At 71.1% G+C, this 20,344-nt stretch carries 21 protein-coding genes; 11 read left to right on the top strand and 10 right to left on the bottom strand.

All coding sequences use genetic code 11. The features are described from left to right. Positions 1–146: 146 nt before the first annotated feature. The 3 genes from C1A33_RS10355 (at position 147) to C1A33_RS10345 (ending at position 3,042) form a co-directional block, all read left to right on the top strand. Positions 147–1,367, top strand: coding sequence for a sensor histidine kinase (locus tag C1A33_RS10355; RefSeq protein WP_165818319.1), 1,221 nt, complete (start codon positions 147–149; stop codon positions 1,365–1,367). Further along, a complete protein-coding gene (locus tag C1A33_RS10350) occupies positions 1,364–2,023 on the top strand; it encodes a response regulator (RefSeq protein WP_101831300.1) in 660 nt (219 codons plus the stop codon). Before C1A33_RS10355 ends, C1A33_RS10350 begins: the two co-directional genes overlap by 4 nt. A 197-nt stretch (positions 2,024–2,220) precedes the next feature. Continuing rightward, the gene (locus tag C1A33_RS10345) at positions 2,221–3,042 is read left to right on the top strand and encodes an SCO6745 family protein (protein ID WP_101831299.1); all 822 of its coding nucleotides are present in this window, start codon (positions 2,221–2,223) and stop codon (positions 3,040–3,042) included. Positions 3,043–3,130: 88 nt separating this feature from the next. On the opposite strand, the gene C1A33_RS10340 is transcribed toward C1A33_RS10345, so the two are convergent. Continuing rightward, a complete protein-coding gene (locus tag C1A33_RS10340; RefSeq protein ID WP_101831298.1) occupies positions 3,131–3,685 on the bottom strand; it encodes a TetR/AcrR family transcriptional regulator in 555 nt (184 codons plus the stop codon). A 67-nt stretch (positions 3,686–3,752) separates the two neighbouring features. Here C1A33_RS10340 and C1A33_RS10335 point away from each other — a divergent pair, with 67 nt between their 5' ends. Next, positions 3,753–4,190 (top strand): nuclear transport factor 2 family protein, encoded by a 438-nt coding sequence (locus C1A33_RS10335; RefSeq protein WP_101831297.1) that lies wholly within the window; start codon positions 3,753–3,755, stop codon positions 4,188–4,190. Positions 4,191–4,618: 428 nt separating this feature from the next. Here the strand turns inward: C1A33_RS10335 and C1A33_RS10330 are convergent, their stop codons facing one another. Next, positions 4,619–5,158, bottom strand: coding sequence for a class I SAM-dependent DNA methyltransferase (locus tag C1A33_RS10330; protein WP_101831296.1), 540 nt, complete (start codon positions 5,156–5,158; stop codon positions 4,619–4,621). 186 nt (positions 5,159–5,344) lie between these two features. Between C1A33_RS10330 and C1A33_RS10325 the strand changes: the two genes are divergently transcribed. Both C1A33_RS10325 and C1A33_RS34765 read left to right on the top strand, forming a co-directional pair. Continuing rightward, the gene (locus tag C1A33_RS10325) at positions 5,345–5,893 is read left to right on the top strand and encodes a GrpB family protein (RefSeq protein ID WP_101831295.1); all 549 of its coding nucleotides are present in this window, start codon (positions 5,345–5,347) and stop codon (positions 5,891–5,893) included. A 214-nt stretch (positions 5,894–6,107) separates the two neighbouring features. Continuing rightward, complete coding sequence (locus C1A33_RS34765; RefSeq protein WP_165818316.1) at positions 6,108–6,290, top strand: hypothetical protein; 183 nt, start codon at positions 6,108–6,110, stop codon at positions 6,288–6,290. A 130-nt stretch (positions 6,291–6,420) separates the two neighbouring features. Here the strand turns inward: C1A33_RS34765 and C1A33_RS10315 are convergent, their stop codons facing one another. Continuing rightward, complete coding sequence (locus C1A33_RS10315; protein WP_101831294.1) at positions 6,421–7,323, bottom strand: LysR family transcriptional regulator; 903 nt, start codon at positions 7,321–7,323, stop codon at positions 6,421–6,423. 158 nt (positions 7,324–7,481) lie between these two features. Between C1A33_RS10315 and C1A33_RS10310 the strand changes: the two genes are divergently transcribed. Continuing rightward, on the top strand, positions 7,482–7,778 hold the full coding sequence (locus C1A33_RS10310; protein ID WP_101831293.1) for a DUF1330 domain-containing protein: 297 nt from the start codon (positions 7,482–7,484) through the stop codon (positions 7,776–7,778). A gap of 208 nt (positions 7,779–7,986) precedes the next feature. On the opposite strand, the gene C1A33_RS10305 is transcribed toward C1A33_RS10310, so the two are convergent. The 3 genes from C1A33_RS10305 to C1A33_RS10295 all read right to left on the bottom strand — a co-directional run bounded on the left by C1A33_RS10305 (position 7,987) and on the right by C1A33_RS10295 (position 12,505). Beyond that, positions 7,987–8,718, bottom strand: coding sequence for a dienelactone hydrolase family protein (locus C1A33_RS10305; protein ID WP_101831292.1), 732 nt, complete (start codon positions 8,716–8,718; stop codon positions 7,987–7,989). Positions 8,719–8,916: 198 nt separating this feature from the next. Then, positions 8,917–10,509, bottom strand: a complete 1,593-nt coding sequence (locus C1A33_RS10300; protein WP_133150632.1) for a hypothetical protein — start codon at positions 10,507–10,509, stop codon at positions 8,917–8,919. Between the two features lie 610 nt (positions 10,510–11,119). After that, positions 11,120–12,505, bottom strand: coding sequence for an MFS transporter (locus C1A33_RS10295; RefSeq protein WP_165818317.1), 1,386 nt, complete (start codon positions 12,503–12,505; stop codon positions 11,120–11,122). A 311-nt stretch (positions 12,506–12,816) separates the two neighbouring features. Here C1A33_RS10295 and C1A33_RS10290 point away from each other — a divergent pair, with 311 nt between their 5' ends. Further along, positions 12,817–13,617: a class I SAM-dependent methyltransferase gene (locus C1A33_RS10290; protein ID WP_101831289.1), complete on the top strand. Its 801-nt coding sequence runs from the start codon at positions 12,817–12,819 to the stop codon at positions 13,615–13,617. A gap of 67 nt (positions 13,618–13,684) precedes the next feature. Further along, positions 13,685–14,488, top strand: coding sequence for a class I SAM-dependent methyltransferase (locus C1A33_RS10285; protein WP_243407393.1), 804 nt, complete (start codon positions 13,685–13,687; stop codon positions 14,486–14,488). Between the two features lie 53 nt (positions 14,489–14,541). Here the strand turns inward: C1A33_RS10285 and C1A33_RS10280 are convergent, their stop codons facing one another. Next, positions 14,542–14,883 carry a type II toxin-antitoxin system PemK/MazF family toxin gene (locus C1A33_RS10280; RefSeq protein WP_101831287.1) on the bottom strand — a complete coding sequence of 114 codons (342 nt, stop codon included), beginning with the start codon at positions 14,881–14,883 and terminating at the stop codon, positions 14,542–14,544. A 291-nt stretch (positions 14,884–15,174) separates the two neighbouring features. Here C1A33_RS10280 and C1A33_RS35660 point away from each other — a divergent pair, with 291 nt between their 5' ends. After that, positions 15,175–15,471: a hypothetical protein gene (locus C1A33_RS35660; protein ID WP_207770246.1), complete on the top strand. Its 297-nt coding sequence runs from the start codon at positions 15,175–15,177 to the stop codon at positions 15,469–15,471. On the opposite strand, the gene C1A33_RS10270 is transcribed toward C1A33_RS35660, so the two are convergent. After that, positions 15,446–16,126, bottom strand: coding sequence for a class I SAM-dependent methyltransferase (locus C1A33_RS10270; RefSeq protein ID WP_101831286.1), 681 nt, complete (start codon positions 16,124–16,126; stop codon positions 15,446–15,448). The two genes, C1A33_RS35660 and C1A33_RS10270, sit on opposite strands and share 26 nt — an antisense overlap. A gap of 135 nt (positions 16,127–16,261) precedes the next feature. Between C1A33_RS10270 and C1A33_RS36460 the strand changes: the two genes are divergently transcribed. Beyond that, entirely contained in the window at positions 16,262–16,450 is a 189-nt protein-coding gene (locus C1A33_RS36460; RefSeq protein ID WP_243407392.1) for a hypothetical protein, read from the top strand. Between the two features lie 297 nt (positions 16,451–16,747). On the opposite strand, the gene C1A33_RS38320 is transcribed toward C1A33_RS36460, so the two are convergent. Further along, on the bottom strand, positions 16,748–18,955 hold the full coding sequence (locus C1A33_RS38320; RefSeq protein WP_243407391.1) for a glycosyltransferase: 2,208 nt from the start codon (positions 18,953–18,955) through the stop codon (positions 16,748–16,750). Positions 18,956–19,039: 84 nt separating this feature from the next. Then, positions 19,040–20,344 (bottom strand): chaperonin GroEL (gene groL, locus C1A33_RS10245; RefSeq protein WP_101831284.1); only part of this gene is annotated, 1,305 nt, incomplete at its 5' end.

Here is a 20,344-nt window from a genome sequence, read left to right as displayed (position 1 = left end):
GTGGCCAGCATGACGGCGACCCGCGGGTCGCCGCAGCCGTCCGAAGGTGATGAGTGAGGTCCAAAGGTCGGCGACCGGATCGACTTTGGTCTATGGGCGATGCCGACCGCCCGCGACGCGGCGGCGCCGGACCTAGGCTGACACGTATGCCCGACCTCGTGAGCCCGCCGATCCGCCACGGCCGCGGCGGGCGCCGCCGTCGCAGCATTGCGGTGGGCACCACGATGCTGCTGGCGACGGTCGGGTTCAGCCTCCTCAACGAGCAGACCGTGCTGCTCGGTCGGTACCACCATCCGCTCTGGCTACGCAGCGTCGATGTGGTGCTGGGAGTGGCCTGTCTGGCCGGCGTCTACGTGTGCCGCCGCTGGCCAGTGCACTTCGCGGTCTTCGCCATCGTCGCCGGCACGATCTCCACGCTCGGCGCCGGCACCCCGCTGGTCGGGGTGTTCGCGGTGGCGATCCACCGGCGCTGGCAGACCGCGCTCGCGATCACCCTGCTCGCGATCGTCAGCGTGTTCGCGTCCCTGGCCCTGTACCCGTTGCCGCACTTCTGGTGGAACGCTGCCGTCGGCGTACTGCTCACGGCCGCGATCACCGGCTGGGGCATGTTCGTGCGCGCCCGGCGGCAGCTGCTCGCCTCGCTGCGCGCCGACGTCACCCGCGAACGCGATCTCGCCCTCGAACGCGCCGAGGCCGCGCGGCGCCACGAACGCGAGCGCATCGCCCGGGAGATGCACGACGTACTCGCCCACCGGCTGACCCTGCTCGCCGTCCACGCCGGCGCGCTGGCGTTCCGGCCCGACGCACCGCCGGCGGAGATCGCTCGCGCCGGCGACGTCATCCGCGACAGCGCCCACGCCGCGCTCGACGACCTGCGCTCGGTGATCGCGCTGCTGCGCGCCCCGTCGGCCGACGACGCGGGCCGGCCCCAACCGACCGCCGCCGACCTGCCGGGTCTGATCGAGCAGTCACGCGCGGCCGGGCTGGCCGTCTCGTTCACGGCGACGGGTCAGTGGCACGGTCTCGAGCTCGGCACCGGCCGCACCGTCTATCGGATCGTCCAGGAGGCGCTCACCAACGTGCGCAAGCACGCGCCGTACGCGCGCGTCGCGGTCACCGTGGCCGGCACGCCCGGCGACACGGTCCGCGTGGCGGTGCGCAACGACCTCACCGACCTCACCGGCCGCGCCGGCCCGACCGTCCCCGGCTCCGGGACCGGGCTGATCGGGCTGCGTGAACGCGCCGAACTGGCCGGCGGGTACCTCGAATACGGCCCCACCGGCGACGGGAGCGGCTTCCTGCTCCGCGCGCACCTGCCATGGCCGGCTCACGACCCACACCTCGCCGGATCGGGGCTGGCTCGATGAGCCCGATCCGCGTGCTTGTCGTCGATGACGACGCGCTGGTGCGAGCCGGCCTGACGGTGATGCTCGGCGGCACCCCGACCCTGCGGATCGTCGGCGAGGCCGCCGACGGCTGCGAGGTGCCCGACGCGGTGCGGCGGCTGCGCCCCGACGTCGTCCTGATGGACATCCGCATGCCCCAGGTGGACGGCGTCACCGCCACCGAACGACTCCGCCGCCGGGCTGACGCGCCCAAGGTCATCATCCTGACGACCTTCGACGCCGACCGTCAGGTCCTCGCCGCGCTGCGCGCCGGCGCGGCCGGCTTCCTGCTCAAGGACACCCGGCCCGCCGACATCGTCCGCGCCATCGAAACCGTTGCCGCCGGCGACGCGACGCTGTCGCCCACCATCACCAGACAGGTCATCGCCATGCTCGGTACCGGCGAGCAGGGCGCCGAACGAGCCGCCGCACGCGCGCGCGTCGCCGGGCTCACCGACCGGGAACGCGACGTCGCCCGCGGTGTCGCCCGCGGCCTGCCCAACGCGGAGATCGCTGCCACCACCTACCTGAGCGTGGCCACCGTCAAGGCCTACGTCTCTCGGCTGCTCGACAAACTCGACCTCGACAACCGCGTCCAACTCGCGCTCCTCGTCGCGCAGGCCGACACCGACGACTGAGCAACCCCTCGTGGGGCGCTTACCCTGCGGCGGTGGTCTGGCCGACAGCTCCTGTCGTTATGGGCCGGAGCCGTTACCGCTGGCCAGGAGGGTTTTCGGGTGCGTCGAGCCAGGACGTCGATGAGTTTCGCGGGGACCAGGTGTCCAAGTGATCGTAAGTGTCCGCACGACGCGCTGGGTAGCAGGAGGGTCAGGCCATGAACTCGACGGCACGCCGGATGTTCGAGCTGATCGAACCGATCGGTGCCATCCCCTACGCGGCCGACGAACCCAATGAGGCGATGTTCGCCCTGGGGTTCACCAACTACTGGGATACCTACTTCGCCGGACGGGCGGCGCCCCTCGGCATCGTCCCGGCGGAGGTGGTGGACGCACTCTTCTACAACTTCGCTCCCGGCGAGGTCGCCCGCCACATCCCGAAGGTGTGGGACACGACCACGCCCGAAGCGGCGATCGCCGCTCGTCAGAGGGGTTGTGTGAAGGCGTTGCGGCGGATCCTCGGCGATCACGTCGACTCGCCCGCCTTCGCACGGGCCACCGAACTGTTGCTGCGGGCCGCGACCAGCGCACCGTTCGCGGGCAGGCCCATGTACGCCGCGCTGCGCGCGATCCCGATCCCCGAGGACGTGGTGGCTCGCCTCTTCCACGCGGCTTCCCTGCTGCGCGAGCACCGCGGCGACGGGCACATCGCCGCCCTGATGATCGAAGGTGTCGGCGGCCTGGAGGCTCACGTCCTCTACGCCCTCGACCTGGGCATGCCCGCGGAGAAGTTCGGACGGATCCACCACCTCCCCCCAGCGCAGCTCGCCGCCCTGATCGACGGGGTACGCGCCCGCACCCTGACCGGAGACGACGGTGGGCTGAGCGAAACGGGCCGCGCCGTCAGTGCGCGGGTCGAGGCGCTCACCGACGACCTCGCCGCGAAGCCGTACGAGAGCCTCGGGCCCGACGAGCTCGACGAGCTCATGACCACCCTCGAACCGCTCGCCACACTGCTACTCGCCGCCCAGGACTGGTAGAGGTGAGGCGCCGCTCCGGGGCGTGCTTGACCCGACTGACGTGCAGCGTTGACGCGGGACTGGACGGTCAGGATGCATCGCTGTGAGATCAGAGGGCGTCTGGTCGAAGCCCGGCCGTCAGGATGGCGAGCAGGCGTGCGGACCGGCCGGGATCGGTGTCCTCGTGCGCGGCGGTGAGCAGACCTTTGAGGATCGCGACCAGGTCCGCCGCGGTGACCTCCTGGCGGACCGCGCCGGCCTGCTGGGCGCGGGTCAGCAGGAGCGCGAGCGCATCCTGCATGGCCTCACCCAGCGGGCCGGGCACGGCGATCGCGTCGGAGGTGTCTCGCTTGGCCTCGACCTCGGCCCCTAACAGGGCAAGGAAACCGAAGAAGGCGGTCGCGGGATCGTGCTCGTCTGCGCGGCGGCGGGCGTCGGCGACGAGATCCGCGACGCGGGCGGCGGACACGGCCTCGAACAGCGCCTCCTTCGTGGGGAAATGCCGGTAGACCGTGCCGGCTCCGACTCCCGCGCGGGCGGCGATCTCATCGAGGGGTGCGGCGAAGCCGGACTCGGCGAAGACCTCCCGCGCGGCCTGCAACACCCGCTCGCGGTTACGGCGGGCATCCGCCCGCAGCGGCGGTCCGGAGTCAGCGGCGCCCATTGCCAACCGGGGCGTGCGTTCCGTATCCTCTAAGCGGTGTCACCGTTCCGATTCTACGAGGGGAACCATGACGAACAGCCCACGTGAGGTCGTCGAGCGGGTACGGCGGATGGTGGCGGGCGAGGGGGTGGTCTTCGCCGACCTGTTCGCCGAGGACGGGGTGCTCGAGTACCCCTTCGCCATGCCCGGTCAGCCCCGCGAGCTGCGCGGCCGGGAGGTGATCCGCCAGTACTTCGCCGCCGCGCCGGCCCCCAGGGGGGTGTTTGAGATGGACGGCGTCGAGGCGTTCGTTCGCGAGACCGACGACCCGGAGGTCGTCGTCACCGAGATCGAGCACCACGGCCGCTCGATCGTCACCGGTGGGCCGTACCGCTTCCGGGCACTCGGGGTCATCCGCGTCCGCGACGGCGAGATCGTGTCCTACCAGGACTACATGGACCCGATCGCCGCCGCCCGGCTGCTCGGCCGCACCGCCGAACTCGCCACCGCTCTCCTCGCACGATGAGTCGCTGATCCCAGAAGTCTCCAGCCAGTTCGACAAGTCCGGCGCCGACCGTCCAACGGGAGGGATCTTCAAGCGGACATGCGTCAAGAAACATCGCCGAGGACTCAAATCTGACGTTTCTGCGACCAGTTGATCGTGCGGTGTTGGGGTTGTACCTCAATCTGACCAAATCTGATCACCCTCGCGCCCCGGGGCGGGGGACGCATGGTGCGAGGTCTGCCGAGACAGGGGACGACAGGCCAGGGCGATCATGGTGGGGATCGTCGCGAACCAGCGTTCGTAGTCGCTCCACTGCGTGGCGGGATGCCGATGGGCGGGCAACGTGGCCGGCTCGTGCAGACCGGTGACGGCCAGCCCGTGGGCGGCGAGGCGGCCGACGTACCAGGACAGGGGCCGGTGGTAGTGGGTGTGCCCACCGAAGGAAGCGATCAGCGCTGCTCGTGCTCGAGGTATCCGCGCACATGGCGGTGCCACCGTCCGGTCTCGGAGTCCTGCACTGGAGCCTGGTCGAAGAAGCAGGGATGCAGGATGGAGAAGACGAAAACGCCGTCCGGGGACAGCGCACTCGTGACGTCGGCGAGGAGTCGGTCCAGTACGGGGACGTCCATCAGGACCATGTGGGACACGATGCGGTCGTAGGTCCGCCGTGGGGACGGCAGCCCGGCGGTGAGGTCATGCGTCTGGAAGTCGATGCCCGGGTATCGGGACCGGGCGATGTCGATCAGGGCGGCACTGCCGTCGACGCCGACGACGTGAGCTCCCGCCTGGCGTAGAAGCGCGGTGAGCCACCCGTGGCCGCAGCCGAGGTCGAGGATTTGCAGGTCGGTGACATCACCGAACTGGTGGCGCAGGAAGGGCGCCAACCTGCGGTAGAAGCTGTCGTCGTCCCCACCGACGGTCCTCGCGTAGACCTCGGCCACACTGTCCCATCGGACAAGGTCCTCACCACTGGTCACGAGCTGGCTCACCTTCCTTCTTGATGATCAAGACATGACTCGCGGTGACCGGCTGCGGGATGGCGCTTGCCTCGCTCATGCCGGCTCGTAGGCCTTGTCGGTCGTCGCGCTGAGGCCGAACAGCATGATGGGCCGCGATCGTCGTGGGACGACGACCGGAGGAACCTCAGACCCACCACGCCCCGGGAGGCCGTTCCCATGCCCGCTGACCAGCCCGTTCATGTCGTCGCCTACGACTCCGCATGGCCCTCGCGGTTCGCCGAGCAGCGAGACCGGCTCTCGACCGTTCTGGCCCCGTGGCTGGGCGCCGCGGTGGAACACATCGGGTCCACTGCTGTTGCCGGCCTGCCCGCCAAACCCGTCATCGATCTTCTCGCCCCGGTGCGCTCGCTCGACGAAGCACAGTGCGCGATCCCGACGCTGGAAGCAGACGGATGGCTGTTCTGGCCAGAGGACCCGTGCCGGCACTACCGGCTGTGGTTCCTACGCCCGCGACCCGACGCCCGTACCCACCATCTGCACGTGGTCGAGCACCTCCACCCCCACGCCAGGGCGCTGCTCGCGTTCCGGGACACGCTGCGCGCCGACCCCCGCCTCCGCGAGGACTACGCCGAGCTCAAAAGGCGCCTTGCCGTCGAGCATCGACACAACCGCAACGCCTACACCAACGCCAAGAACGATTTCGTCGAACAGGTCCTGCGCAGCGCTGGCCTCCAGCCGCTGCCACGTGACCTTCTACCCGAGTAGAACCTGACACGCCACGTGGCGGCATCTGCAGAGCAGATATCCCGCAAGTGAGATACCCGGGGCCTGAGGAACACTGGAGCGGAAACCGGGAGCCTGTGACGCTGTCGCCCACGGGTTCGGGATGAGGGATTGACCACCCCCTGTCTGCGAGAGATCGACCCCAGGAAGTCTCCCTCAGAACTGGCGAGAACACAGGCCAGGGAAAGGAGTCGCTGTGTTCAAAGTCCTGGTGGTCGGGCTGTGCATCACCATCTCCCTCGTCGTCAGCCTGCTCGGCGGAATCCTCGCTGTCGCGAACGGAGTCCTCTCGGCGGGAGCGATCCTCACCGGCGGCGGCGCCTTCTTCGTCGCGGTGCCGGCGACGCTTTCGGTCGCCAATGCTCTCGGCGGACTGTAGCCGACGGCGTAGCCCGGTCGTGTCGGACATTCAGCAAGACCGCCGTCGTCGTCATCACCGCGAAGTCCGCCGGGCGCAGGGTCTTCAGCCCCGCCACCGCAGACGTCCGTCTCGCTTGACCTCTTGCGCGTCAGTCCGGCAGCCAGTGCAGCTCGTGCGCCAGGGTTTTGGCGACGGCACGGATGCGGTGGTGTAGCGGCGACTGCTCGCGTGGGAGGACCAGGTGGACCGTCAGGCTGGGCGCGCCTCGCAGCGGTCGCCAGGTGAGACCGGCCGGTTGTGCCGTGAGCGCGGCTTCTCCGGCCGGGGCGAGGGTGACCCCGTCGCGCAGGTCGCGCTGAGACATGTCGAAAGAGACTGCGGGCGTGTGGAATCGGGGGTGTGGTCGGGTGTCTCGGAACAGTGCGGACAGCTGATCGTGGATCACGGGGTTCGCCGCACGGTCCGGGAGTCGCAGCGGATACGAAGCCGCGTCGGCGATCTCGATCTCCGGGCGTTCGGCCAGCGGATGGTGCTGCGCCAGCTGGACCCCGATGCGCATACGCCGCAGCAGGAACCGGCGCACGCCACGGCCCGGTTGTTCACCGCGGGTGATCCCGGCATCGATGCGGCCGTCGGCGACCGCGGGGGAGATCTCCGGTGTCGCCATCGGGACCGCGCTGACCTCGAGTCCGCTGTTGCCGCGAATCAGCCTGTCCACCAGGGCCGGTGCCGTCTCGGCCCCGGCGCTGAGGCTGTATCCGATGCGCAGCGTGCCCAGTTCACCGGCCGCCGCGCTCCGGGCGGTGTCCCACGCCCGGTCCAGCGCCGCCAGCGCGGGCGGCGCGGACTCCGCCAAAGCCACACCGGCCGTGGTCAAAACGACGCTACGCGTGTTGCGAACCAGCAGCGCGGTACCGAGTTCCGCCTCCAACCGGCGCATCCGGGCGCTGAGTGCGGGCTGCGCGATACCGATCCGTGCGGCCGCGCGGGTGAAGTTCAACTCCTGCGCCAGCACCAGGAAGTACCGCAGGCTCACCGTATCCGGCGCCACGTGCCCTCCCTGTCGATTGATAACGATCCGTTCTGAGTCTATCCCGTACCGGTCTTTCCCTCGACCGCGTATCAAGCCCTAACGTGCGCATGCCGGGATCGATCGATCTGAGTGTCGATTCGAAGTCAGACGTGCCCGGCCGAACACAGGAGGTTTCCATGGCTACTAAGGGCTACTGGGTCAGTGTCTACCCCGCCATTTCCGACCCTGAGATGCTGACTGCCTACGACAGGCTGGCCCGTCCGGCTGTCCAGGCTGGGGGCGGGCGCCTCCTGTCCCGTGGCAGTCGAGTCGTGGCCCACGAGGCCGGAATCACGCAACGCGTCGTTCTGATCGAGTTCGACAGCTTTGAGCAGGCCGTCGCGGCATACGAGAGCGAGGCATACCAGAAGGCGCTGGTGGCCCTCCCCGGCAGCGTCGAGCGCGACTTCCGCATCATCGAAGGAATCGACTGACCGGCGGGCCCAGCCATCGCTGAGCATCCGTCACCTGAAACGCACACGCTGCGTGGTGGACGGCATCGGGCACTCCGCCAGGATCACCGCGCGCGCCGCGCTCCTGGCGGAGGTCGCCGCCCGCGTCGCGGCGACCAGAGGACCGCTCCACGGGCTCCTGACCGCGGCGGAGCTGATCTGCGACCCTGGCTCGGAGGACTGCCCTACCTCACGTCAGGTGCCGGGCGAGGAACCGGTTGGCGTTGTCCCCCTCGTACGGGGGGACGCCGGTGTGCCCGCCCATGTTGACGTGCAGGCTCTTCTCCTTCGAGCCGAAGGCGTCGAACAGGTCCAGGGCCAGCTGCCGGTCGTTTCCCTCGTCGTCCCACTGCAGCAGGACGTGCAGCGGGATGGTGACCTGCCGGGCCTCGTCGAGCATGACGCGGGGCACGTAGCTTCCGGCGAACAGCACCGCGGCCGCGATGCGCGGCTCGACGACCGCCAGCCGGACGCCGATGGCGATCAGCCCTCCCGCGAGGCCGACCGGGCCGCCGATCCCGGGCAGCGTGAGGAGGGCGTCCAGCACGGCCCGCCATTCCGGGACGGCCCGGTCGACCAGCGGGAGGACGAGCCGGTCGACGACCTCGTCGGCCGGCTTCTCGCCGGCCGCCAGCGCCCGGCGCAGGTCGGCGCGGGCCTGCTCGGCGTCGGCGTCGCGGGGCCGCTGCCCGCTCCCGGGCAGCTCGAGGGTGGTGGCGGCGAAGCCCTGCGCCACGCAGCCCCGGGCCCGCCCCGCCAGTCGGGGGTACATCCTTTCCAGTCCACCGGGGTGACCGAGCAGGATCAGCGGCGCCGGTGCGGCCGCGGCCTCGGGCGTCCACAGGATGCCGGGGATCTCGCCGAGGGTGAAGGCGCGTTCGAGGACGCCGCCGTCGAGGCGCTGTTCGGAGGTGAAACGCATGGTCGTGCCTTTCGGGAGTGCGCGGTGAACGGCGCTCCCGGACGACCTACCGCCCGACCGTGACCCCGACGGGGAGCACCCCTGTCGATCCTGCGTTCACGGGTACCACCTCCTCGTCCTCTCGCACGGCCACCGGCACGCTAACAGGGGCCGCCATGATCCGCCAACAGGTTTTCGCGTGGACCGGATCGCGCCGGGTCAGGGAGCGGCCCGCAGGGTGCGCAGTTCGGCGGTGAGATCGTCGGCCTGGCGTTCGGCGCGTTCGGCGCGGCTGCGGGCCTCGGCGCGGGCGTCGGCGAGGACGGCGAGGCGTTCGGCGGCGGCCTGGCGTTCGGCGTCCAGGCGGGTCTCGTACTCGGCGCGGATCCGGTCGATCTCGGCCGCGGCCGCCGCGCGGGCCCGGTCGGCGTCGGCGGTGGCCTGCTCGCGCACGCGTGTGGTCTCGGCGGCGGCGTCGGCGCGCAGGCGGGTGGTCTCGGCGTCGGCGGCCTGGCGTAGACGCAGGGCCTCGGCGCGTTCGAGGCGGATGTCCTCGCGCAGCGTGTCGCGTTCGGCGCGGGTCTCGGCGAGGGTGCGGGCGTCGCGCTCGGCGTCGCGACGGAGTTGGGCGAGGTCGGCCTGGGCCTGGTCGCGGGCGGTGAGGGCCTCGGCGACGCGGGCCTCGGCGTCGGCCACGACGTCGCGGACACGGGTGTTGGCCTCGGCCAGGGCGACACGGACCTGGGTTTCGGCGTCGGCCTGGGCGGTGTCGATCGCGGCGGTGGCGCGGACCTGCGCGGTCTGGATCGCCTCGGCGGCGTCGCGACGGGCGGCGGTGATCGCCTCGGCCGCCTCGCCCCGCGCGGTCTCGGCGGCCTCGGATGCCGCCTCAAGCTGGGCGGCGAGGTCCTCGACGTGGCGTTCGGCCTGGTCGAGGGCGTCGGCGGCCTCAGCGGTGATCGCCTCGGCCTCGGCGCGGGCGGCGGTGGCGGCGCGGGCGTGCTGCTCGGCGCGCACCGCGCGGGCGACCGCCTCGGCGACGCGTTCGGCGGCTTCGGCCTCGGCGGCCTCGACCTGCGCCTCGGCGGCGGTGACGTCGCCGAGCAGCGCCATCTGCCGGCCGAAGGCGTCCAGCACTCGGGTGAGGTCGGCGGTGATCGTCTGGACCTGGGCGGCGAGCTCCTCGGCGCGGGCCCGTCCGGCGGCGAGCGTCGTGCGGGCCGCCCGGGTGGCGTCCATACCCCGCCCGGGCGTGCCGGTGCCGCCCGGGCGGGACGCGGCGCCGGCCTGGGCGGCGAGGTCGCGGCGGCGGCGGTAGGCGGAGAGCCGGTTGTGCGCCGGGTCGTCGCAGTAGGCGGGCGGACGGCCCGGCCCGTCGGCGGGTGCGCTCGGGCGGGTGCAGCCGGGAAACGCGCAGCGCACCCCTGCGCCGTCGGGCGGCGTCTTCTCGTCCGGCGCGCGCGGTGCCGGTGGTGTCCGCGTGGGCGCCGGGTCGGCCGGGGGACTGTCCGCGGCGAGACCGGCGGCCAGGTCACCGGGCCCGGTGACGCCGGCGCCGTCCGAGGACGGGGGGATGGGCGGCGCCGCGTCCACTCCGTCGGCCGAGGGGTGCCTGCGTGCCGCGAACATGTCGCCCACTGTCGCATCCGGCGGCGGCGTATCCGCCCCGCCGGGTGTGCCCGCCTGCCCGAGCGGGGGAGGGGAGTCGCCCGTCGGGGGTTCGACGGCGGGTCGCGGGACCGGCGGGCGGAACGGCTCCTCGGGTTCGGACGGTTCCTGCCGCTGCCGCGGCGGGCGAGGTACCCGGCTCATCGCGCTCCCACTCCCTCTCCATCCCCACGCCACATCCGTCATTACGTATTGTCGCGCAGGTGAAACGTTAGTACGTATCGTTATACCTCACGACGTAACGGAACACGAAACACCCCCGTCGACGTGTCGGATCCTGACGCGCGGGAAGGGAAGGTTATCGAGCGTTAGAGAAGTCTCCCGACTGATGATCTTCGCGTCGTGGCCGCGCGGCCCGGGGCACCGTTCTGGCAGTGTCACGGCGGCCTGTGTCGCGAACTCGGGGGCAAACCGGACACGACACGCGGAGTTCGCGACACGGTGCCGCCCTCCCACGCGCGCGCTTCCCACCCACGGGACGTTCGCCCCCATGCTCGGCCTGCTGGTCACTCGGTCTGCTGGTCGAGCCGCCGCCGTCGGCGATCATGGATGTCGGGTGTGGGGTCGCTGTACGTGAGTCCGCTGGTGGCGGTTGCAGGACTGTCGCAGGACTGAGGCAATCGCCGTCGCGAGGCCGTGGGTACCCGTTCTCGCGACGGCGATCGGGAGCGCAGACTGTGCCGGCACGCCCACGCCGACCGGCCCGGCCCGGCGTGGCCCCGCGAGCCACTACAGGTCACGGGGCACCGCATCATCAGTGAACGTCAGCTCCTTGGCGGGGAAGCAGGGGGATGCTCGCCGCGCAAACCGCCGTGATGATCAGGGTGAGGATCAGGCAGGGCAGAACGCCGCTCGAGACGGCGCCCGGCGTGCTGGCGGCCAGGTAGATGGTCGACACAGTGGCGGAACCCGCAGCATTAACGAGCTGCTGCACGGCGTTGAGCACGCCGCTGGCGCTGCCGGCCTGGGCCGGGCTGACGTCGCCGAGGGCGACAGCGAACACGGCCCCGAAGCAGCAGCCCATGCCCAGGCCGGTCACGAGCAGGGGAACGGTGATCCAGGGCACCGGGTGCGGCTGAGCGGTGATCAGGACGGTCAGACTCAGGACGCCCAGAGCAAAGGTCGCCACGCCGATCGAGACCACGGTGCGGCCGTGGTCGATGATGTGCCGGCGCACCGTGAACGAGGCGGCGATGATGCCGATGGACATCGGTGCGGTGGTCAGAGCGGCATGGAATGGGCTCAGGGCGAGGCTCTGCTGCAGATAGAGAGCCGTGACATACATGGTTCCCGTGACGGTGCTGAAGAGCAGTGCCCCGAAGACCAGGCCGGTGACGAAGCCGCGGTTGGTGAACAGTGACCGTTCCAGCAGGGGCCGTGTGGAGCCCCTCTGCTGCCATCCCAGGGATGCCAGTGCGAGGGCGCCGGCCGCGATTGCCGACAGGGCGCGGGGGCTCCAGCCACTGGCGCCCCCGTCGATCAGCCCGGCCAGCAGCAGACCGAGGCCCGCCATCAGCGCCACGGCCGCTCCGGGCCGGATGCGGACAGCGATGTCGCCGGTGAACGCTGGGATGAACGTCAGCCCTGCCGCGAACAGGAGGACGCCGAACAGGACGTTGACGAGGAACACCGAGCGCCAGGCCAGTCCGAACGGGTCGGCACCGATCAGCAGTCCGGCGATCATCGGGCCGCTGATCGACGACGCTGCGAGCAGCGGCCCGAACAGACCGAACACCACCCGCATCGACTCGTGGGGAACCACCCGCATCAGCAGGACGAACCCTTGCGGGACGAGCAGACCACCGAAGGCTCCCTGCCCGATACGAGCGGCGACGAGGACCAGCGGGGTGGTGGCGACGGCGGCCGCGAGGGAGCCCAGGGTGAACCCCGCCAGACCGGTGAGGAAGATCCGACGGCAGCCGAACCGGTCTCCCAGACGCCCACCAATGATCATCAGGGAGCCCATGGGGAGGGTGTAGCTCGCACCGAGCCAGGGTTCCAGCGACGACGATGCGCCGAGGTCACGGACGATAGTGGGTGCGGCCACGTTGGTCACGGTGGTGCTGAGGAGGTCGAGCACGTCGGCGGCGACCACCAGCAGGAAGACGATCCACGCTCGCAACGGAAGGTTTTGGGACACGGCGAAGCACGCTCTCTGCGGAGAGAACCAGACAGCCTGTACTGAGGCTGTCGTGCTGGCCGGAAGTCCCGACACGCTCAGAGCCTGTTTCGGCTCTCAGGAACGAGCGCTGCACCTTACGGTCGCAAAAGTAGCATGAGCCGGGCCCGGTGATCGTCGTATGCGGCTGCGACCAGCCGGTCGCGAGCCCTTGGACCGGCCCACACTTGCCCACGCGCAGTGCCGTCGCCGAGATGCGACGTCACCTCTACCGGCGCGGCTCAGGCCTTGCATGATGGCCGGGATACCTGATCAGGCGAGGAGTCGGCGCGATGCCCAGCCCGTCCTACGGCGACGTGGACTACGAGACCCAGGGGGGTGGGTACGTCCGCGGTCGGCGTACCGATCCGCGTATCGCCGCGCTGGTCCACGCCGCGCTCGGCGACGCGCGGACGGTTCTCAACGTGGGCGCGGGCGCGGGTTCCTACGAGCCCGGCGACCGTCATGTGCTCGCGGTGGAGCCGTCCGCCGCCATGCGCGCCGCGCGGCCACCGCACCTGCCACTGGCGATCAACGCGGTCGCCGAGAGCCTGCCGTTCGACGACGGCAGTGTGGACGCGGCCATGGCGATGGTCACCGTGCACCAGTGGTCCGATCCCGACCGTGGCCTGCGGGAGCTGCGGCGGGTCAGCCGCGGACCGGTCGTGGTGCTCACCTTCGACCGTGACGCGCTCGACCGCATCTGGCTCACCGACTACGTCCCGCAGCTCGTCACCGCGGACCGTCCCCGCTTCCCGGCGATCGAGCGCATCGAGGCGGCACTCGGGGGTGAGGCGACGGTGACCCCGGTGCCCGTGCCCGCTGACTGCGCCGACAGGTTCATCGAGGCCTACTACAGCCGGCCCGAACGCTTCCTCGACCCGGCGGTGCGCGCCCGCCAGTCCGTCTGGGGATTCGTCGACCCGCGCGCGGCCGAGCAGGGGCTGGCGCGGCTGCGCTCCGACCTCGACTCCGGCGCCTGGGACCAGCGCTACGGCGCGCTGCGCCGGCAACCGGCGTTCCTCGGCGCACTGCGCCTCATCACCGGCCCGCCACCCCAAGTGGACAGCGCCCCGGGAGGCGTCCGCCCGTGAATCCCCTGACGACACGGATCGAGGAAAGCGGACATCGACGCACACAGTGACAGTTAGAGTCCTGACGGTGTCCAGTCGACAGATGCTGCGGTACAGCGACGATGTTCTCGGCGGCCCGCAGGCGGCTGAGCAGGCCCGGCTCGCCGCCATGGCCACGGTCTGCGACCCGACGACCATCCGCATCCTCGAGGAGCGCGGTGTCGCCGCCGGCTGGCGCTGCCTGGAGGTCGGTGCCGGCAGCGGGTCGATCGCGCGCTGGCTCGCCGACCTGGTCGGCGCCGACGGCCACGTCGTCGCGACGGATGTCGACACCGGCCACCTGAGCGACCTCCCGGCTGCGCACCTCACGGTCCTGCGGCACGACATCACCCGCGATCCAGCGCCGGACGCGGCGCCGTTCGACCTCATCCACGCCCGTTTCGTCCTGGAGCATCTCCCCGAGCGGGAGGAGGCCCTCGACCGTCTGGTGACCTGGCTGCGACCGGGCGGTGTGATCGTGATCGAGTCGATCGCCGGCTTCCCGCTCGACTCCTCACCCCACCCCCCGTTCGCCCAGGCCATGCGTGCCGTCGACGAGGTGCTCGCGAGATCCATCGGCACCGACTCCACATGGGCCCGCCAGTTCCCGGCCCCGCTGGCCGGCCGTCACCTCGTCGAGGTCGGGACGGCCGTCCACCTCCCGCCCACCGGCGCCGCCAACGCCTCGGCGCTGTGCTGGACGCTGACCCTGACCCGCCTGCGCGCGCGTATCCGCGAGCTCGACCTCGCCTCGGACGACGTGCTCGACGACGCGTTGGCACTACTGGCGGATCCGGCCTTCTTCGACCTCGCCTTCGCGACGGCGATCGCCTGGGGCCGACGACGCCCCTGACCTCAGGACGGCCCATCGTCCTGGACGTGGCACGCCCTGGGCTGATCGGACGCTCAGGCCTGCGGGAGGACCTCGCTGAGCCGGAGGGCCTCCCTGATTTGACCGACCTTGGACTCCGAGAGCGCTCCGGCACGCTCGATCAGGTCCTGCTCCGTCACGGTCGTGAGCCATGTGCAGGGGACCCTGCCAGGACGAGGAAAGGCCACCCGTACAACCCCTTCGAGGGGAAGCCCGTCGGCCGAACCCAGCGCCACCTCGAGCCCGACGCCGGTGATGTCGACGGTGGCCGGCTCGACGATGTGCATTGCCTGGAACGTGGCGTTCGACGGCTCGGACAGCAGCACGACGGGCCGCCGCTCGCCGAAGTCCGCCCACCACACCTCGCCACACCGCACGAAGCTCTCCCGTCTGGTCGCCTTTCACTATCCCCGCGGCCAGGATAGTGAAAGGCGAAACATCCTCGCCTGCCCGCCGGTGCGGCACGCCAGACGTCCCAGTCCTGATCGGCGGGGACCACCGGCCGAAAACCGATAGACAGCGCCTGTACCACGGGCAGTCGTTGTCGTTGGCGCGGTGCGACAGGAAGACGTCTGGGACGTCGATACGATGCCGTCCCGGTAATCATCCCCACGGCATAGCCCAGGCCCTTTGGCCATCCGGTGCGACAACATCGCCAGTAGCAGAGCGTGACGGGTGGTAAGCTCCATGCTCTGCACAGTCTGCTCAAGTCCGGCGCACCGCAGTACGACGACCCGGCCACGTCGTCCCGCGTGTACGCGGTCAGCCGGTCCGGGCTCCGGGAGCTGCTCGACGAGACGGCGCTCGGCGACACCATCCGCATCGCGGAGGCCGCACGATCGAGAGCGGCGACGATCACGGTCGGTGACTGTGACCGGCCCGGTAGCGGGCAGGTTTCGGCCGCGTTGGTGGGCAGGGGCAGCGCAGTGGTCGGGTTCGTCAGCGGCCTGGCCGGGCGCCTGTGAGTCCGATCAGTTCCGGGACCGGCTGGTCGCCGTCGTCTTCCGCGGTCTCCCGCAGGACGAGCCCCGCGCCGGTCAGCGCGTTCAGCAGCACGGGTAGTGGGACGTTGACGACCCCGACCCGGGAGCGGATCCCGTCGCCGAGCAGAGGATGTTGCTCGACGCGCTGGTGGCGGCGGTAGCCGGGGTGGACGGTGCAGGCGCCCTGGCTGTCGCGTTCGACGAAGACGCCACCGAAGCAGGGATGCGCGCCGACGACCACCAGGCGGCCGCCGGGGCGCAGCACGCGGTGGGCCTCGGCGAACACCGGGAGCAGGTCGTCGAAGTCGGTGCTTGTCATGATCATGGTGGCGGCGTCGACGGACTGGTCACGGAGGGGGAGCCGCTCGGCGCTGGCAACCACCGCGGTGAGGCCCTTGCGGCGGGCAAGGTCGATCTGGGGCGCGGAGATGTCGACGCCGATCAGCTGCCAGTCCAGGCCGGTCAACGCGGGGGCGTGCGCACCGCCGCCGCAGCCCAGGTCAAGGCACAGACGGCCGTGGCCAGGGCCAAGGAGGCGCGCGAGGAGGCGGTCCGCGGCCCGGGCGAACGGCAGTCCCAACCCCCCGGTCGCATAGGCGTCGTACCAGCCAGCGAAATCGTCGTAGCGCTGTCGCATCTGACAAGATGAGCAGAGACCTCCCCGCCCCGCCACACATTTTGCTGGCGATCGTGAATACCGCGCTGCCCTCGCCGAACGACCGTCGCGGCGCTGACGGGCGAGGGTATGCGCGTGGTCGCGGCCGCGCGGACGGTGACGCCAGAGCTCAGGGATCTGGGGGCGGCCGACGGACCGGCGCGGCTGGTGGAGGCTGCGCTGGCGGAGCTGGGCGAGTTGGACGTGCTCGTCAACAATGTGGGCGGGGGTGACGGCGGGGCGGTCGCGGGCGCCCGTACCCGCGACTCGACCACCGCGGCATGCCGCGCCAGGATGTCGCTGTAGTCCCAGTGGCGGGGTGCGAAGACCGCGAGCAGGCCGGCGACGAGGCGGCTGACTTCGCTCTCGGGCAGGGCGAGAACCCGGTCCACGATGCCCGCGGCCCGCGAGTGCGCCTCATTGCCTTCCTCGCCAGGAAGGAACAGCTTCGCGATGACCCGGCCGGGGTCTGCGGACAGCGTGACCGGGTGGCGGGTGACCAGGTCGGCCTCAAGGGCCGAGATCATCCGCTCGCCGCGTGGGTTTCGTGGTCCACGGTTGTCTCACCGCTGGGGAGACCGTTTCGGGCCGGGCCTCGCGCGCTCACGGCGCCGCCAGCAGGCGACGGGCATGCTGCGCCGTTGAGAGCAGCGCGAGAGTCGACTCCGCTCCCTGGTTGATGTTGCGGCCGTGTGGCTCGAGACCGTCGCAGCAACCGCCGGTGAGGGTGTCGAGGAGTGGCACGACGCTGTCGTTGTCCCCGAGGAACCACGCCTGGGCCCGTTCGAGCCCTGTCAGCCAGCGGGTCTGGCCGGTGAGGTCGTAGGCACGGGCACAGGCGTCGGCGAGGGTCGCGGCCTCGATGGGCTGCTGGTCGAAGCCGGGCTCGCCGTCTTCGCCGGGTCGCCTGCCGCCGACCGGCGTGGGCGACAGCCGGCCGCCGCGGGTCTCCAGGTCGAGCAGCCAGGCCAGCAGCCGCAGGCCGGACGCGAGCACCGCCTCGTCCGGCAAGCAGATACCGGCGAGGATCAGCGCCTCCGGCACGGCGGCGTTGGCGTACCGAAGCGCCGGTTCCGGCCAGGGCCAGGCCGGGTCGACACCGGGCGGGCCGATCGCGGTGACGGCGGCGGCGAGCAGATCACGGGCGGGCTGATGGTCCGGGTAGACGAGCAGCACCTCGCCGGCGCCGAGCGCGGCGAACGTCATCGCCCGCGGCCAGCGGGAGCGTCGTCTGGCGCTGGCCCGGAACCGGCCCAGCGCGGTGTCCCGCGCCCGCAGGGTGGGTGCCCGCGCAGCCACGGTGCCGAGGCCCCACAGTGCGCGGCCCCACCAGTCGCCGAGGCCGGGCTGGTCGCGCCAGCGCCCGGCGGTGTCCCGGCGGTTGCGCATCGCACCGTCCGGCGACTGCGCCGCGACGACAAAGGCCAGGTAGCGTTTCAGGAGCCGGACCAGTTCGAAGGGCGGATCCGGCTCCCGGGCGAGGACGACCATCCCGCGGGCGACGTCGTCCACGCAGTAGCCGTGCTCCCGACGGGGAACCGCGCCCAGGGCGTGCTCGAACAGGCCGATGTCGTCGCTGAGGCGGAAAAGGTGCGCGAACGACACGTCGGCGATCATCGGGTCACCGCCGCCGGCCTGCTCAGTTCGCTTCTCGCCCGGGTCGGCCTGCGTCCGGTCCGGGTGACCAGCCCGGCGGCGAGCCGCTGGTAGCGGTGGGCGACCGCGGGCCACAGCAGGTCGGGGGCGTGTGCGGCGGCGGCCCGGGCCAACTCCTGGATCTTGCTGTCGTCGGTGACGATGCTGCGTATCGCGGCCGCGATCGCCGGGGGCGTCGCCGTGTGGCACGAGCAGGCCGGTGCCGTCGCCGAGAAGTTCGACGGCATGTGGGAAGCGGGTGGCGACGATCGGGCGCAGCGCCGCGACCGCCTCGATGAGCACGCCGGAGGTCACCTGGTCGCGGGAGTCGTAGGGCAGCAGCACGACGTCAGCGGCGCGGACCAGGGCGCCGAGCGATGCCGCGTCGCGGTAACGGCCGTCGAAGCTGACCGACCCTGCCACGCCGAGCCGACGGGCCTGGGCGACCAGGCTGTCGCGGTACGCCTCCCCTTCCCGGGCGAGGACCTTGGGATGGGTCTGGCCCGCGACGAGGTAGCGCGGTGTCGGGTCGAGGTCGGTCAGCGCCGCCATCGCCGCGATACCCCATTCGATGCCCTTGCCGGGCCCGATCAGCCCCCAGGTCAGGACCGTCGGCCGGCTCGACCGGGCCGGCGTGGCGCGGCGGTTGTCGGCGGCCCCGTGCGGGATGACCACCACCAGGCGCGGATCGACCTCGTAACCGGCGGCGAGTCGCGCCCGCGCCGTCTCGGTCATGACGACGACCGCGTCCGAGGCGGCGGCCACCGCCTCCAGGACGTGGCGCTGGTGCGGGGTCGGGTGCACGAGCACCGTGTGCAGGACGACGATCAGCGGAACGTCGAGGTGGCGCAGCACCTCCAACACCTCGTCGCCGTCCCGGCCGCCGTAGATGCCGTATTCGTGCTGCACCACCGCGACGTCGAACCTGTTAAGCAGCCGGGCGGCGCGTTGCGGACCGCCGGGGGTCCCGGCCACCAGGTCTCCAACCACCCCGGTCGGGGCGGCTCGCGGTGGACTCGGCCCGGCGGGCGCGTCCAGCAGGCGCACCACCCCGCTGGACGCGCCGGGCGCGCAGTCAGTCAGCTGTTCACGCAGGGCCGCCGTGAACGTGGCGAGCCCGCACTGCGTCGGCGGATACGTACTGAGGAAGCCGTAGCGCAGGGGCACCCTGCTCACCTTCCGGTCGACGCCGGCGGAAGCCACCGGCAGGCGCGCGAGCGTAGAGCTCGCTTGGCGTACGTCCAGGAAGGCAAAGCGGGGTTAGAAGCCCATGCCGCCCATGCCGCCCCCATCGGCAGCCGCCGCGGAGTCCGACTTGTCGGCGATGACAACCTCGATGGTGAGGAAGAGGCCGGCGATCGACGCGGCGTTCTGCAGCGCCGAGCGGGTGACCTTCACCGGGTCGATGATGCCGGTGGCCACCAGGTCGACATATTCACCGGTGGCCGCGTTCAGGCCGTGGCCGATCGGCAGGTTGCGGACCTTCTCGACGACGACGCCGCCCTCGAATCCGGAGTTCGCCGCGATCTGCCGAACCGGCGCTTCCATCGCCCTCTTGACGATGTTCGCCCCGGTGGCCTCGTCGCCGGACAGGTCGAGCTTGTCGAACGCGCTGACCGAGGCCTGAAGCAGGGCCACGCCACCGCCGGCGACGATGCCCTCTTCGACGGCCGCCTTCGCATTGGAGACGGCGTCCTCGATGCGGTGCTTCTTCTCCTTGAGCTCGACCTCGGTCGCCGCGCCCACCTTGATGACGGCGACGCCGCCGGCGAGCTTCGCGAGCCGTTCCTGGAGCTTTTCGCGGTCATAGTCCGAGTCGGACTTCTCGATCTCGTTGCGGATCTGCGAGACGCGGCCGGCGATCTGGTCCGGGTCGCCAGAGCCCTCGACGATCGTCGTCTCGTCCTTGGTGACGACGACCTTGCGGGCCTTGCCGAGCAGGTCGATCGAGGTCGACTCCAGCTTGAGGCCGACGTCCTCGCTGATGACCTGGCCGCCGGTGAGGATGGCGATGTCACCGAGGATGGCCTTGCGGCGGTCGCCGAAGCCGGGGGCCTTGACCGCGACGCTCTTGAAGGTGCCGCGGATCTTGTTGACGACGAGGGTGGCCAGGGCCTCGCCCTCGACGTCCTCGGAGATGATGACCAGCGGCTTGGAGGTCTGCATGACCTTCTCGAGCAGCGGGAGGAGGTCCTTGACGGCCGCGATCTTGCTGTTGACGATCAGGATGTACGGGTCGTCGAGGACGGCTTCCTGACGGTCGGCGTCGGTGACGAAGTACGGCGAGATGTAGCCCTTGTCGAAGCGCATGCCCTCGGTGAGCTCGAGCTCCAACCCGAAGGTGTTGCTCTCCTCGACCGTGACAACACCCTCCTTGCCGACCTTGTCGAGCGCCTCCGCGATCAGACCACCGATGGCGTTGTCGCCCGCGGAGATCGACGCCGTGGAGGCGATCTGCTCCTTGGTCTCGACCTCCTTGGCCTGCTTGGAGAGCTCCTCGGAGACGCGCTCGACCGCGACCTCGATGCCCTTCTTCAGGCCCAGCGGGTTCGCACCGGCGGCCAC

Origin of the sequence: Frankia canadensis (genome assembly GCF_900197875.1) — a bacterium.
GTDB lineage: Bacteria > Actinomycetota > Actinomycetes > Frankiales > Frankiaceae > Frankia > Frankia canadensis.
Note: the sequence above shows the minus strand (reverse complement) of the source record. Positions and strands in the feature narration are given on the sequence as shown.

Excerpts from the sequence above, each read along its gene's own strand:
- C1A33_RS10355 (WP_165818319.1), top strand. The coding sequence starts at position 147 with ATGCCCGACCTCGTGAGCCCGCCGATCCGCCACGGCCGCGGCGGGCGC.
- C1A33_RS10350 (WP_101831300.1), top strand. The coding sequence starts at position 1,364 with ATGAGCCCGATCCGCGTGCTTGTCGTCGATGACGACGCGCTGGTGCGA.
- C1A33_RS10345 (WP_101831299.1), top strand. The coding sequence starts at position 2,221 with ATGAACTCGACGGCACGCCGGATGTTCGAGCTGATCGAACCGATCGGT.
- C1A33_RS10340 (WP_101831298.1), bottom strand. The coding sequence starts at position 3,685 with ATGGGCGCCGCTGACTCCGGACCGCCGCTGCGGGCGGATGCCCGCCGT.
- C1A33_RS10335 (WP_101831297.1), top strand. The coding sequence starts at position 3,753 with ATGACGAACAGCCCACGTGAGGTCGTCGAGCGGGTACGGCGGATGGTG.
- C1A33_RS10325 (WP_101831295.1), top strand. The coding sequence starts at position 5,345 with ATGCCCGCTGACCAGCCCGTTCATGTCGTCGCCTACGACTCCGCATGG.
- C1A33_RS10310 (WP_101831293.1), top strand. The coding sequence starts at position 7,482 with ATGGCTACTAAGGGCTACTGGGTCAGTGTCTACCCCGCCATTTCCGAC.
- C1A33_RS10305 (WP_101831292.1), bottom strand. The coding sequence starts at position 8,718 with ATGCGTTTCACCTCCGAACAGCGCCTCGACGGCGGCGTCCTCGAACGC.
- C1A33_RS10300 (WP_133150632.1), bottom strand. The coding sequence starts at position 10,509 with ATGAGCCGGGTACCTCGCCCGCCGCGGCAGCGGCAGGAACCGTCCGAA.
- C1A33_RS10290 (WP_101831289.1), top strand. The coding sequence starts at position 12,817 with ATGCCCAGCCCGTCCTACGGCGACGTGGACTACGAGACCCAGGGGGGT.
- C1A33_RS10270 (WP_101831286.1), bottom strand. The coding sequence starts at position 16,126 with ATGCGACAGCGCTACGACGATTTCGCTGGCTGGTACGACGCCTATGCG.